The organism is Halolactibacillus miurensis, from assembly GCF_900116255.1.
Lineage (GTDB): Bacteria > Bacillota > Bacilli > Bacillales > Amphibacillaceae > Halolactibacillus > Halolactibacillus miurensis.
Window position 1 is genome coordinate 1 of the sequence record NZ_FPAI01000041.1, and the last position, 13,544, is coordinate 13,544.

The 13,544-nt window shown below is 41.0% G+C and carries 11 protein-coding genes and 1 pseudogene; 10 read left to right on the forward strand and 2 right to left on the reverse strand.

Annotated features, from left to right (window positions below; genetic code table 11):
- A pseudogene (locus BM390_RS14520) lies at window positions 1–368 on the reverse strand (hypothetical protein); the annotation flags it as partial.
- Window positions 369–600: 232 nt separating this feature from the next.
- Between BM390_RS14520 and mraZ the strand changes: the two are divergent.
- From mraZ to ftsW, 10 genes are all read left to right on the forward strand, one after another.
- The gene (gene mraZ, locus BM390_RS14525) at window positions 601–1,032 is read left to right on the forward strand and encodes a division/cell wall cluster transcriptional repressor MraZ (RefSeq protein WP_062323699.1); all 432 of its coding nucleotides are present in this window, start codon (window positions 601–603) and stop codon (window positions 1,030–1,032) included.
- A gap of 55 nt (window positions 1,033–1,087) precedes the next feature.
- Window positions 1,088–2,062, forward strand: coding sequence for a 16S rRNA (cytosine(1402)-N(4))-methyltransferase RsmH (gene rsmH, locus BM390_RS14530; protein WP_062323701.1), 975 nt, complete (start codon window positions 1,088–1,090; stop codon window positions 2,060–2,062).
- The gene (gene ftsL / locus BM390_RS14535; RefSeq protein ID WP_177220742.1) at window positions 2,062–2,421 is read left to right on the forward strand and encodes a cell division protein FtsL; all 360 of its coding nucleotides are present in this window, start codon (window positions 2,062–2,064) and stop codon (window positions 2,419–2,421) included. The genes rsmH and ftsL overlap by 1 nt, the downstream gene beginning before the upstream one ends.
- A gap of 10 nt (window positions 2,422–2,431) precedes the next feature.
- Window positions 2,432–4,639, forward strand: a complete 2,208-nt coding sequence (locus BM390_RS14540) for a penicillin-binding transpeptidase domain-containing protein (RefSeq protein ID WP_089855637.1) — start codon at window positions 2,432–2,434, stop codon at window positions 4,637–4,639.
- A gap of 86 nt (window positions 4,640–4,725) precedes the next feature.
- Window positions 4,726–6,612, forward strand: coding sequence for a penicillin-binding transpeptidase domain-containing protein (locus BM390_RS14545; RefSeq protein WP_089855640.1), 1,887 nt, complete (start codon window positions 4,726–4,728; stop codon window positions 6,610–6,612).
- A gap of 180 nt (window positions 6,613–6,792) precedes the next feature.
- Complete coding sequence (locus tag BM390_RS14550; RefSeq protein ID WP_089855642.1) at window positions 6,793–8,271, forward strand: UDP-N-acetylmuramoyl-L-alanyl-D-glutamate--2,6-diaminopimelate ligase; 1,479 nt, start codon at window positions 6,793–6,795, stop codon at window positions 8,269–8,271.
- Complete coding sequence (locus tag BM390_RS14555; protein ID WP_062323705.1) at window positions 8,272–9,606, forward strand: UDP-N-acetylmuramoyl-tripeptide--D-alanyl-D-alanine ligase; 1,335 nt, start codon at window positions 8,272–8,274, stop codon at window positions 9,604–9,606.
- A gap of 47 nt (window positions 9,607–9,653) precedes the next feature.
- Complete coding sequence (mraY, locus tag BM390_RS14560; protein ID WP_062323707.1) at window positions 9,654–10,637, forward strand: phospho-N-acetylmuramoyl-pentapeptide-transferase; 984 nt, start codon at window positions 9,654–9,656, stop codon at window positions 10,635–10,637.
- Window positions 10,638–11,981 (forward strand): UDP-N-acetylmuramoyl-L-alanine--D-glutamate ligase, encoded by a 1,344-nt coding sequence (murD, locus tag BM390_RS14565; RefSeq protein WP_062323709.1) that lies wholly within the window; start codon window positions 10,638–10,640, stop codon window positions 11,979–11,981.
- A gap of 30 nt (window positions 11,982–12,011) precedes the next feature.
- Entirely contained in the window at window positions 12,012–13,103 is a 1,092-nt protein-coding gene (gene ftsW / locus BM390_RS14570; protein WP_089855645.1) for a putative lipid II flippase FtsW, read from the forward strand.
- Window positions 13,104–13,216: 113 nt separating this feature from the next.
- Here the strand turns inward: ftsW and BM390_RS14575 are convergent, their stop codons facing one another.
- A complete protein-coding gene (locus tag BM390_RS14575) occupies window positions 13,217–13,444 on the reverse strand; it encodes a hypothetical protein (protein ID WP_177220743.1) in 228 nt (75 codons plus the stop codon).
- Between the last annotated feature and the right edge of the window lie 100 nt (window positions 13,445–13,544).

The following is a 13,544-nucleotide window of genomic DNA, read 5'->3' on the forward strand; positions in this document are numbered from 1 at the left end:
CCTTTTATCTTTTGAAGTGTCGTCAAGCGCGCCTTCGTCGCTTTTATTTTTCTTTTAACGGCGTTGATTTGTTCTTTTTTATTACGCATGTACACCTTCTTCAATTCTTTTTGCGCGGATAGAAGCGCCCGTCCTTGTTGAACAGCACTGGTCGCATAATAATCATTTAATCCGTAACGTTGTTTCAATTGTTGATGGATGGAGACGGGATTTTCCGCTTTCACGCCCCTAAGCTCCCGGACCTCCGCTTGATAGCGAAAATGTTTGGCTTGATTAAACATCCGAAGGGTGTGATCCATGGACATAACAAAGTTTGCATCGATTTTATGCTTATATAAGCGATTTGAAAAGATTGCCTTCATGCCCATGATACACACCCTCTCTTTGTTTTGTGACGGTCACTGTTAGTGCTTTAATAATACCATGTGGAATATATGTTTGTCACTTCAAAAATATTCAAAACAAGCGATAAAAAACGTTACTGTAAATAATAAAAGGCGAACATATGTACTATTTACCAATTTTTCTAATCGTAACCCAAAAATATGTGGTGAGAAGTGGGGGGATGTGGTAGACTATAAGAAAAGGTGGGCGATGATTATGTTTATGGGTGAATACAAACATAATATTGATGCTAAAGGTCGGTTAATTATGCCGGCTAAATTTCGTGATGACCTTGGAGAACGCTTTGTCGTGACCCGTGGTTTAGATCAATGTTTATTTGTATATCCTGAAACAGAATGGCACATCTTAGAAGAGAAGATAAAAAAGCTCCCATTAACTAAAAAAGATGCCCGGGCGTTTAGTCGGTTCTTTTTCTCTGGTGCAACAGAGTGTGAAGTAGATAAACAAGGGCGTATCAATTTACCACAGACACTAACCGCGTATGCGGGGATAGAAAAAGCGTGTGCTGTCGTTGGTGTATCTAATCGTATTGAGATTTGGGCAGAAGCGCAGTGGGAAAGTTATATGGAAGCATCCGCAGATACATTCTCAGAAATTGCTGAAAATATGATGGACTTTGATTTGTGACGATGAGAATTAAAAGGATCAGATAAGATAAATGATATAAATGAGGTGAAAGTAAATGTTCGAACATGAAAGCGTATTAATGAAAGAAACGATTGATGGATTAAATATTAAACCAGAAGGAATATACGTAGACGGGACACTCGGTGCTGGCGGACATTCACTTCAAATCGTCAAACAATTAACGACAGGGAAACTGATTTGTTTTGATCAAGATTTAGAAGCCTTATCCGCAGCTAAAGAACGATTAAGGCCATATGAAGCTAACATTATTTTTATTCATTCGAATTTTAGACATATGAAACAAGCACTTGTGTCACGTAATATCCAATCCGTTGATGGGTTTTTATTTGATTTAGGTGTTTCATCACCTCAACTAGACCACGGTGAACGTGGATTTAGCTATCATCAAGATGCGCCGCTAGATATGCGAATGGATCAAACACAAGACTTAAGCGCATACGATGTGGTGAATGATTGGGACTATCATGATTTAGTTAAAATATTTTTCCGTTACGGTGAAGAAAAATTCTCAAAACAAGTCGCTCGTGCCATTGAGAGACAACGAGAAGTAGCGCCTATAAAAACGACAGATGAACTTGTCGAGCTGATTAAAGAAGCAATTCCGCATCGAGCTAGACGAAAAGGTGGACACCCCGCGAAGCGGATTTTCCAAGCGATTCGGATTGCGGTGAACGATGAATTAAACGCCTTTTACGATGTGTTACATCAAGCAGCGGAGTTAACGAGTATTGGTGGACGAGTGGCAGTGATTACGTTCCACTCTTTAGAAGACCGGATTTGTAAACAAGCATTTAAGAAGTGGAGTACGACACCACCACTTCCGAGAAACATGCCGGTTGTGCCAGAAGGTAGTCAACCGCCTTTTAAAATGGTGACGCGAAAACCGATCGTCGCCGATGAAGCCGAATTATCCGACAACAGACGCGCACGATCAGCTAAATTACGTATTGTTGAAAAAGTAAAGGCGTGGGATGAACAATTCTTTTATGACAAAGGACGGGATGAATGATGAGCCTAGATAGAGCGTTTGTACATCAACAAATACCACAGAGAAAACAATCGAAACAAGTTAAAGTTGTCGTTAGATCCAAACGATTGACATCAGGTGAATACATATTAATGGGTCTATATGCATTAGGGTTTTGTCTCGCACTGTTTTTTGTGATTCATATGAGCGCAGAAATTGACGGAATCAATCGGAATATTGAATCAGTCAAAACAGAGATGACCGAGCAACAAATGGTGAATGAAAATTTAGCTTATCAAAAAATGGAACTCTCTAATCCTGAACGGATCCTAGCCGTTGCTAAAGAACATGGGTTAGACATACAAAATACTAAAGTGAAACAAGCATCAAAAGTTAATTGAGTGAATGCCTATGAAAAAACAGCTGACATCAAAGACGACTTCATCAAAAATCAAACCCTACCACCCAGTCATACTTGCGGTGGTTGTGTTTTTTCTTATACTGACAGGGAAAATGCTCTATATTCAAGCAACAGGACAAGTCGATGGTTTTAATTTAGAGGCATGGGCAAAAGACCAGCGTGAGAAAAAGGAAGTTACACCAGCAAAGAGAGGTTATATCTATGATCGAAACGAGATGGTTTTAGCACAAGATATTAATGTATACCGACTCTATGCGATTGTCGACCCCTCCTTTTCACCTGATCCTGAAAAACGTTTGAACCATGTTGCTGACCCAGCGACAACGGCAGAACAATTGGCGCCAATAATCGGCATGGACGTATCAGTTGTCCAAGACATCCTTGACAAAGGGAGCGCTGATGGCCGCTTTCAAGTTGAATTTGGACGTGAAGGGACAAATTTAACGCGAGAACAAAAATTACAGATTGATGCGCTAGACTTACCGGGTGTTCACTTTATTGAAGAAGCTAAACGGTACTATCCCAATGGTATCTTTGCTTCACATGTCATTGGCTTAGCTCAAACGAACGATGACCAATTAATTGAAGGGATTACTGGTATTGAAGCGCAGTTAGATGAGTTACTGACAGGTACAGACGGTTCAGTGACCCTGCTTGAGGATAGATATAATGATCCACTGCTAAATGAAGAGGTTCAAGTATTAGAAAAGCAAGACGGATTTAATGTTCAGTTGACGTTAGATCAAAAAGTACAAACCATTCTAGAAGATGCGCTAAGCCAAGTAGAGGCAGAATTCAATCCGAAACGCATCACAGCAACGGTCATTAACCCTAAAACAGGTGAAATCATTGCGATGGGTTCAAGGCCGAGTTATAATCCGAATGATTTAGGGAATGTCACGAACTGGTATAACGATATTGTCTCAACGCCGATTGAACCAGGCTCAACGATGAAAATCTTCACATTGGCATCAGCGATTGAAGAAGGGGTATATAATCCTAATGAAACGTATCAATCAGGAACCTACAAAATTCCGGAAATTACACGTGCTGTACCAGATTATCGTAAACATTGGGGCACAATCACCTATGCGGAAGGTTTCCAGCGTTCATCAAACGTGGCGATGGCAAAGTTGGTCTGGGAAAAGGTTGGAACGGAGACGTTTTTAGAGTATTTAAAAGCCTTTCAATTTGATCAATTGACTGGCATTGATTTACCGCGAGAAACACTTGGCCGGCTAGTATATCGTTACCCAATCGAACAGCTAAATGCGGCGTTTGGCCAAGGGACAACCGTGACGCCCATTCAAATCGTTAAAGCAGCAACAGCCATCGCGAATAATGGTCACATGATGACCCCTTATATTATTCAGTCCATCACAGATCCAAATACAGGTGATGTGATTAAGGAAAATACGCCAACCATTGCCGGTGAACCTATCTCAGAGGATACGGCTCAGCAAGTATTACAAGCGATGGAATCAGTTGTCACAGAAGAAACTGGGACAGCTAACGGAATTTTTGAACTACCGTCTTATACGCTAGCAGGTAAAACCGGTACGGCTCAAATCTCTGGTGGCGCCTCAGGGTATTTATATGGACGGGAAAATTATATCTTTTCTTTTATTGGCATGGCACCAAGCGAAGACCCTGAATTACTGATGTATGTCACCGTTCAACAACCAGAGCTTGAAGCAACGGAATCCGGCTCTAAACCTGTGTCGTATATTTTTAATCATGTGATGGAGAATGCGTTACATTATCAAAATATACAACCGGATAAAGATCAAGTGTCAACGGTGAACGAATTAGTGATGCCGGTAGCTGTTGGACTAAAGACAGAAGATATTGCGGATAACTTAACCAGTCAAGGGGTTCAGGTTACTGTTGTAGGTGACGGTCCAACGATTACGGCTAGCAATAAAACAGCCGGTGAGACGATCCTATCGACAGATCATATCATCTTAGTGACAGATCAACCCAAACTACCGGATTTATCGGGTTGGTCATTGCGAGAAGTTGTTCAATTAAGTAACCTACTAAAACTTGATCATGAAATTGTCGGTCAAGGTTATTTAGAAAAACAATCGATTGAACCTGGAACACCGATTGCTTCAGGAGACTATATTCTTTTTGACTTTACTGATTTCAATCCTGTCTCGCCTGAGGAAGAAACGAAAGAATCTGGCGTTGAATAGCTTTAAAACAAAATTAAACAGTGCATGATGAACTGATTTCACTCATACAGTAAACTACATCTTCCTTAAAAGAAAGTAGGTTAAGTATGTATCGTTTCCGAGTGAGCAAGCGCATCATCACTGTTTTTTTTCTGTTTATAGGTTTATTTTTCATTCTTTGTGGTCGGTTAGTTTATTTACAAGTATGGTCTTATCCAAGCCTGTTAGAAAAGGGGGAGGATTTATGGTTAAGAGATCTCACTCTCGAAGCACCCAGGGGGGAGATCATCGACCGCCATCATCGCGTGATTGTAACGAATGAACGGGTGAAAACTTTATTAATTGTTCCTAGACAAATAACAGATCAAGCGGCGGTTGTTGCTGCCTTAAGTCAAGCGCTTCAGCTAGACCGTGCGGTGGTGGAAGAAGCCGTCAGTCAACAAATCGCGGTTGTTAAAATGCGGGAAGGCATTAAATTACCACCACATGTGTCAACCAAGTTAATCGGTTTAGATTTAGCGGGACTATATTTTGTGGATGATTATGAGCGGTCCTATCCATATGGTTCGTTACTGAGTCATGTTTTAGGTTTTACTGGGATTGATCAACAAGGCCTGTTAGGCATTGAACAAATATACGACGATATGTTAAGTGGTGAGTCTGGTAGAATGCGCTATTATGCTGATGCCAAGGGTCGCCGATTACCAAATGAATCTGATCAACTTCAGTTACCGACAAGTGGAAAGTCAGTTGCGCTTACAATCGATTTGGATATACAAATGATTATTGAGCGCGAGTTAGACCAAGCTGTGGCAACTTATCAACCGGACCAGGCGCTAGCGATTGTACAAAATCCAAACACGGGCGAAATATTGGCGATGGCGACACGTCCGACCTATCAACCTGATCGCTATCAAGAAGTGGACGCAGATGTATACAATCATAATTTGCCTATTTGGTCAACGTATGAGCCAGGCTCAACGTTTAAAATTATTACATTAGCCGCCGCAATTGAAGAAGGTGTTGTTGATTTGACTGAAGACCACTATCATGATCACGGCTCTATTCAAGTGGCGGGACAACATTTGCGTTGTTGGAAACGTGGTGGTCATGGTGATCAAACTTTCTTAGAGGTCGTTGAAAATTCATGTAATCCCGGATTTGTTGTGTTAGGTCAACGACTTGGAAAAGAGCGCTTGTTTCAATATATTGATGCGTTTGGTTTTGGAGAAAAAACGGGCATTGAATTAAATGGTGAAGCGACTGGAATTTTATTCCACCCAAGTCAGGTAGGACCGGTAGAACTTGCGACGACAGCATTTGGTCAAGGGGTTGCCGTTACACCGATTCAACAAGTGAGTGCGGTCAGCGCGATTGTCAATGGCGGTCACCGGATTCAGCCGACTATTATCCAGTCACATATACCGGTTACCTCAACGGATGGTAAACAAGTGATTAGCGAAGAGACGTCAAAACTCGTAAGAGAGGCACTTGAGTCAGTCGTGAGTAAAGGGACAGGGCGAGGGGCTTATATTGAAGGTTATCGTGTGGGTGGGAAAACAGGAACTGCTCAAAAAGTCGGACCTGATGGCCGTTATATGGCGAATAATCATATCGTCTCTTTTATCGGTATAGCGCCGATGCAGGCACCGGAAATTGTCGTCTATGTCGCGATTGATAATCCGAAAAACACGGTGCAATTTGGTGGAGTAGTCGCGGCTCCTATTGTTGGTCGTATCATTGACGATGTCTTAACCTTACAAGGGGTTGAAAAAACAGCTGGTGTCGATAAAGAAGTGGATTGGCCTGAGAAGCGGTTTGTTGAAGTGCCGGATTATATTGGGGAAGATATTTCCCATATCTTGACTCAGTATGAATTATTTACATTAGATATCTCAGGAGAAGGCGACGTCGTATTAGATCAACGTCCAAAACCAGGCGAACGTGTCAGGGAAGGCAGTGTTATAGAATTATTCTTAACCAGTGATAATTAATCATGGCATCACGTGACATTTTTGATATAATGGACATGGATGAATGAAAGAAGGAAGGCATTCATAAAGAATGCCTTTTTCCTATGGCAATGGCTCGTATATAAGTAAGTCATCAAGGTGTTTAACCTGAATAATAGAGAGGAGGCGTAGGTAGAAAGTGAACTTTCTACTCAAACCAAAATGAAAGAACTTCAAACATTATTAGAACGACTACCGTTTGTCTATCAGATAATAAATGAACAAAATCCCGTCATTACGCATATGACGACAGATTCCCGTGAAGTAAAAGCAGGCGCTTTATTTGCGTGTATAAAGGGGTATACCGTTGATGGTCATGATTTTGCTCAACAAGCCTATGACCAAGGGGCTGTGGCGTTACTCGTTGAGCATGAGTTAACGGATAGCCCACTTGTACAAATTAAAGTGAAAGATGTCTTCCGCGTCCTTAGTTTCTTAGCGAATGAGATGTATGACTATCCGACGAATGAGATGCACATGATTGGGATCACAGGTACAAATGGCAAGACGTCGATTACGTATATCTTAGAAGAGATATTCAAAAAGAATAAACAACAAACCGCCCTTGTAGGGACCATTCAAATGAAAATTGGCGACAAAAGTTTCCCAATTAAAAATACAACACCCGAACCATCTTATTTATTCAATAGTTTTCAGGCGATGAAACAAGCGAATGTCGACCATTGTATGATGGAGGTATCGTCGCATGCGCTTGAAGAAGGACGTGTTAGAGGGATTGATTTTGATATAGCTGTTTTTACTAATCTGACACAAGACCATTTAGATTATCATCCATCGATGATGGATTATCGTTTAGCGAAGGAACGTTTATTTCAACAGCTAGGTAATCGCTATGATCCAGTGCGACCTAAATATGCGGTGATAAATGCGGACGATGCATACGCTGAACATTTTATTCATGCGACGAGCCAACCGGTCGTTACTTATGGCTTAACTCCGGCAAGTGATTTATATGCGACCGATATTCAATTATCAGCCACCCAAACTCAATTTACTCTATCGGGTATGGTTGATGAGGTGAGGATTACGTCCAAGCTCATAGGTAAATTTAATGTGTATAACATGTTAGCGGCAACAGCAACCGCACTTAAAAGTGGGGTATCAATGAACGTGATTAAAGCGGCGCTCGAATCGCTTCCAGGTGTGAAGGGACGATTTCAATCAGTACAAACAAACACGCATTATTCAGTCATTGTTGATTATGCCCATACGCCAGATTCACTTAAAAATGTGTTAGAAACAATCCAAACCTTTGCGACAGGAAAGATTTATTGTGTCGTTGGTTGTGGTGGCGATCGTGACAAAACGAAACGACCATTGATGGCGCATGTGAGTGAGACGTATAGTGATGTCACGATTTTGACATCAGATAACCCGCGTACAGAAGATCCTGAGACAATCATTAAAGATATGGAGAAAGGATTAGAGTCGTCTAATTACGTGGTGGAAATTGATCGAAAACAAGCGATTCATCGTGCGATTGATTTAGCTCGTGAGTCTGATGTTATTTTAATTGCTGGAAAAGGTCATGAAACCTATCAAATTATTGGACGTGAAACGTATCCATTTGATGATTACCAAGTCGCCCATGATTATTTAGAAAAAAGGTTAGGTGATTAAATGATTCCTTATCAATTATTAACAGCGGTGGCACAATCTGTGATTGGAAAACCGCCTGAGAATGTTGAAGGCGTGTCAACAGATAGTCGGGCGTCGTTACATGGTCAGTTATTTGTGCCGATTGTTGGGGAACGCTTTGATGCTCATGATTTTTTACTTGAGGCGATTAATCAAGGCGCTAAAGCGTCGTTTTGGCAAGCGGATCATCCTTTACCTGAGATTGATGAGCGCGAGGTCACACTCTACATTGTAGACGATACCTTAACAGCACTACAGGCTTTAGCCAAACATTACCGTAAGACACTAAATGCCGTCGTCATTGGTATTACCGGGTCCAACGGTAAGACCTCAACAAAAGATTTAATTGGGGCTGTCACAAAAGAACGCGGGAAGACCCATGTCACCAAAGGGAATTATAATAATCATATAGGATTGCCCTTGACGATTTTATCCGCTCCAAATGATACGGCATATTTAGTGTTAGAAATGGGTATGAGTAACTTCGGTGAAATTAAACAATTATCAGAGATTGCCACACCAGATATCGCTGTTATTACGAATATCGGTGAGTCACATATTGAATTTTTGAAGACACGCGAAGGGATTGCTGAAGCAAAATTAGAAATTTTATCGGGCCTTAGGGCAGAAGGTGTGTTAATCTATGATGGAGATGAACCGTTACTTGAGCGTTCGTATGCTGTTAAAACCTACGCTGTTGGATTCACTGGCGAGGTGTCACACATGATCAGTATGGATACTCTCACACTAGAGACAACGACATTTCTAGACCGATCAACACAGCACCTCTTTACGATTCCGATGATTGGTCAACATCATGCGAAAAATGCGATGTATGCGGTTCTTGTTGGTCGAGAGATTGGATTAACGGATGCCTTAATTCAACAAGGATTTAATCAGTTAGAGAAAACAGGGATGCGTTTTGAACAAGAACATTGGCATGAGCATTTATTTATTAATGATGCCTATAACGCCTCACCGACATCGATGAAGGCAGCGATAAAATTAATTCAGTCGTTATCAGACCCCCGTCAAAAAGTGCTGGTCTTAGGTGATATGTATGAACTAGGTGAGAAAGCAGATCAATACCACCGTGAAGTCGGTGAGAGTATTGATGCGCCTATCGATTACGTCTTGACCGTCGGTCAACTAGCCAAAAATATTTCTGATTACTCACACGTTGAACATACTCATGTAAAGACAAGTGAAGAGGCGGTACATTTACTTAAACAACTCGATCATCCCAGTGTTATTTTGTTTAAAGCCTCACGCGGGATGCGCTTAGAGCAAATTATTCAGCAATTAAAAGAAGATTAAATAACTAGTCATAACCAAATGTGAGACGAGAAAGATGGAGGAACAGTATGGATTTACTTTTTATTATCGCTAGTATACTTGTTAGTTTTTTTATTGTCGTTATAACCGCACCAATGATTATCCCTTTTTTACGTCGACTGAAATTCGGTCAAAGTATTCGTGAAGAAGGACCGAAATCACACCAGAAAAAAACAGGCACACCTACAATGGGTGGCGTTATGATTATCGTTAGTGTTGTGATTGGCAGTTTAATTTTACATCGTTTTGTGATGGGGACATTTTTTTCAAGAGAATGGGTCCTGTTAATGGTCGTTTTTATTGGCTTCGGTTTATTAGGCTTTATAGATGATTTTATTAAAGTTGTGTTAAAAAGAAATTTAGGGTTAACGTCCATTCAAAAATTAATCGGCCAGCTATTTGTCAGTGTATTGTTTTACTTTTTATTATTGGGGACAGAGATTGATACAACCCTCGCCATTCCTGGGACTGAGGTCTTAATTGATCTTGGATTTCTTTATCCGATTTTTGTTGTGGTGCTACTCGTTGGGGCTTCTAATGCGGTTAACTTAACCGATGGGTTAGACGGACTCGTTGGGGGACTTGGGACGATTAGTTTTCTTACTTTCGGTATCATTGCCGCACTGACGACGACGGAGTCAGTCGTTAGTATGATTAGCTTTAGTGTTGTCGGCGGATTACTCGGATTTTTAGTATTCAATGCCCATCCAGCCAAAGTATTTATGGGTGATACCGGTTCACTTGCATTAGGTGGATTACTTGGGGCAATTGGCCTTGTATTGAAGCTTGAAATTCTCCTTGTATTCGTTGGTTTCGTCTTTGTGGTTGAAACGCTATCGGTGATGATTCAAGTCATTTCTTTTAAAACACGAGGGAAACGTGTCTTTCTTATGAGTCCGATTCATCATCATTTCGAACTAAAAGGTTGGTCAGAATGGCGTGTTGTGACAACCTTTTGGTCAATCGGTTTACTATCTAGCATTATATCGATCCTTATTCAGGTGGTGTTGTAAATGGTTCATCATATTAAAGGCTTTCCCTATCAACATATTCTTATTCTAGGCTTAGCTAAAACGGGTACAGCTGTCAGTCGTATTTTGCATGCCGAAGGCTTTCATGTCGTTGCAAGTGATTTAAACGCGAAAGTAACTGACCCAGAAGTAAAAGCGCTCATTGACCTAGGGGTGACTGTTCAACTCGGCGAACCATCTGAATCGTTACTAGATACGTGTGAGGTGATTATTAAAAATCCTGGTATTCCGTATACGAATCCATTACTAGAGGCAGCAGGAAAACGAGGTATTCCGATTCTAACAGAAATTGCGTTATTACCTTATATGATCGATGTTCCGACTGTGGCGATTACCGGTTCTAATGGCAAGACGACGACCACGACTTTAACGGAACAAATGTTAGCGCGAAGCAATCAGAAAGTGCGTGCAGCGGGTAATATTGGCCATGTCGCAACAGAGGTAAGTTATGAGCTTGAAGAAGATCGGCTCGTATTAGAGCTTTCGTCCTTTCAATTGATGGGGAGTGGCACGTTTAAGCCGAAAGTCAGTGTCCTGCTCAATTTATTTGCTGCGCATCTGGATTATCACGGGGATTTTGACGCTTATAAACAGGCTAAAGCGAATATTTTCGCTCATCAACAAGCAGATGATTACTTGGTTTATAATGCCGATAATGCTGAAGTCGTCAAGCTTGTCCAAACAGCAAAAGCAACGAAGATTCCTTTTTCACGGAAAGAAATCCTGACGGACGGTGGTTATATTCGAGACGGTGCGCTGTTCTTTAAACAACAAAAAATCATTGATATTTCTGATATTAAACTCGTCGGTGCGCATAACTTAGAAAACATTTTAGCAAGCAGTATCAGCGCTTTATTGTTAGGGGCAACGATTGAAGGAATCAAGGACGTATTAACGACATTTACCGGTGTGAAACATCGGTTACAGTTTGTTAAAGAGCAAGACGGCGTGCGTTTCTATAATGACTCAAAGGCGACAAATATATTAGCGACCGTTACAGCTTTACAAGCTTTTAACGTACCTGTTCGACTCATTGCGGGTGGACTTGATCGTGGTAATGGTTTTGATGAGCTATTGCCACATTTAGATCACGTCGTTGGTTTATACGTATACGGTGAAACGAAAGATAAGTTACATGAAGTCGGTATAAAACAAAACATCCCAACGGTTGTTGGGGAGACATTAGAAGAAATGACAAAGCGGGCAGCCGCTGATGCTAAAGCCGGTGACGTTGTGTTGTTATCGCCTGCATGTGCAAGTTGGGATCAGTTTAAAAACTTTGAAATACGCGGAGATATATTTATCGATACCGTGCATACACTCTAACAATAGGATATTGTTAGGGTGTGTTTTTTTATGAATCGAATGATAAAGCCGACGTCACTGTTTTGGCCAGTATTTATTTTGTCTGTGATTGGATTATTCATGATTTATAGTGCGTCATCTGTCATCGCTACTGAGCGTTTTTTGGATCCTTATTATTTCTTGAAACGGCAAGCCATCTTTTTTGGTTTAGGTTGCGGCTTGATGGCAATCTTTCAAAGGGTTCCGTACCAACTATATAAAAAAAGGGCGCCGCTATTATTTGTCTTATCTATTATCTTACTCATTCTCGTATTAATACCAGGGATAGGCCTTGTCAGAGGAGGAGCTAGAAGTTGGATTGGTTTAGCTAGCTTTAATATTCAACCAGCAGAGATTGTGAAAGTCACCTTGATTATTTATCTTTGTTACTTAAATGAACATTTAGTCTATCCAGTTAGTCAGTTAGGAAGCGGCTTACTATTTCGTCTCGTTGTTATTCTATTGTCGTTTGGTCTAGTCATGCTACAACCTGACCTTGGAACAGGCTTAATCATTGTGGGGGGCAGTGTATGTACCCTATTTTTTCAAGGAGCGAAAATCAAACATTTCTTTAGCTTGTTTATACTCGGCCTATCGGGTTTAATTGGCCTTATTTTAGCTGCTCCATACCGCATCAGACGGTTAACTGCCTTTTTAGATCCGTGGCAAGATCCTTTAGGCAGTGGTTTTCAATCCATTCAATCGCTTTTAGCCATCGGACCGGGTGGTATTTTAGGCACGGGCTTTTTGCGGGGGAAACAAAAATATTTCTATTTACCAGAACCACATAATGATTTTATCTTTGCGGTTATTTCTGAAGAACTAGGCCTGATTGGTGCTGGTTTAGTGATTGGGTTATTTATGATGTTCTTCTACAGAGGCTTAAAGTTAGCGCTATTCGTTCAAGACAATTTTGCTCAAACACTCGTCCTCGGTTTAGTGACGATGATGACGTTACAAGTCTGGATCAATATAGCGGTCGTCATCGGGGTGTTACCAGTCACCGGTCTTACGCTGCCGTTTCTTAGTTATGGTGGGTCATCGTTACTCATTAATTTTATGGCGGTAGGTATCTTGTTAAATATTGAAAGCAATACCGTTTAATTTTACTGTTTTTTTCTTTTTTATCATTGAACTACCCCCACCTAACATTCTCACGAATGTTTGAGGAAGTGGATTCCATAAGGACACCCTAAAGGCGACCCATGCTCATTCAACTAAGCATAGGTTTTTCTACTCTCCAACCGCCGCAAACCTATTTTCTCAACATCTGTTAAAGCATGTTGGGGAAATAGTGTGTCCCAGGAACACAACTTGCTTTGGTCGAATCGTTCTGTCTGGTAGAACGCATGGGTTCTAACAAAAGACAGGGTACGCGTCATATACGCCCATTGCGCCCAATGGTGTAGACCTTGTTTCTGCTCTGGAACAAGTGAATACAACATTGGTGGAGGCCACTGAAAAAGTCCAAAAAAGATCGGATACCTCATTTAATCATAGGCATCCGGTCTTTTTTTCGATAAAATAGAAGTATCAATAATAGGT

Bases quoted from the DNA above. Each gene is read 5' to 3' on its own strand.
- mraZ (WP_062323699.1), top strand. From the start codon at position 601: ATGTTTATGGGTGAATACAAACATAATATTGATGCTAAAGGTCGGTTA.
- rsmH (WP_062323701.1), top strand. From the start codon at position 1,088: ATGTTCGAACATGAAAGCGTATTAATGAAAGAAACGATTGATGGATTA.
- ftsL (WP_177220742.1), top strand. From the start codon at position 2,062: ATGAGCCTAGATAGAGCGTTTGTACATCAACAAATACCACAGAGAAAA.
- BM390_RS14540 (WP_089855637.1), top strand. From the start codon at position 2,432: ATGAAAAAACAGCTGACATCAAAGACGACTTCATCAAAAATCAAACCC.
- BM390_RS14545 (WP_089855640.1), top strand. From the start codon at position 4,726: ATGTATCGTTTCCGAGTGAGCAAGCGCATCATCACTGTTTTTTTTCTG.
- BM390_RS14550 (WP_089855642.1), top strand. From the start codon at position 6,793: ATGAAAGAACTTCAAACATTATTAGAACGACTACCGTTTGTCTATCAG.
- BM390_RS14555 (WP_062323705.1), top strand. From the start codon at position 8,272: ATGATTCCTTATCAATTATTAACAGCGGTGGCACAATCTGTGATTGGA.
- mraY (WP_062323707.1), top strand. From the start codon at position 9,654: ATGGATTTACTTTTTATTATCGCTAGTATACTTGTTAGTTTTTTTATT.
- murD (WP_062323709.1), top strand. From the start codon at position 10,638: ATGGTTCATCATATTAAAGGCTTTCCCTATCAACATATTCTTATTCTA.
- ftsW (WP_089855645.1), top strand. From the start codon at position 12,012: ATGAATCGAATGATAAAGCCGACGTCACTGTTTTGGCCAGTATTTATT.
- BM390_RS14575 (WP_177220743.1), bottom strand. From the start codon at position 13,444: ATGTTGTATTCACTTGTTCCAGAGCAGAAACAAGGTCTACACCATTGG.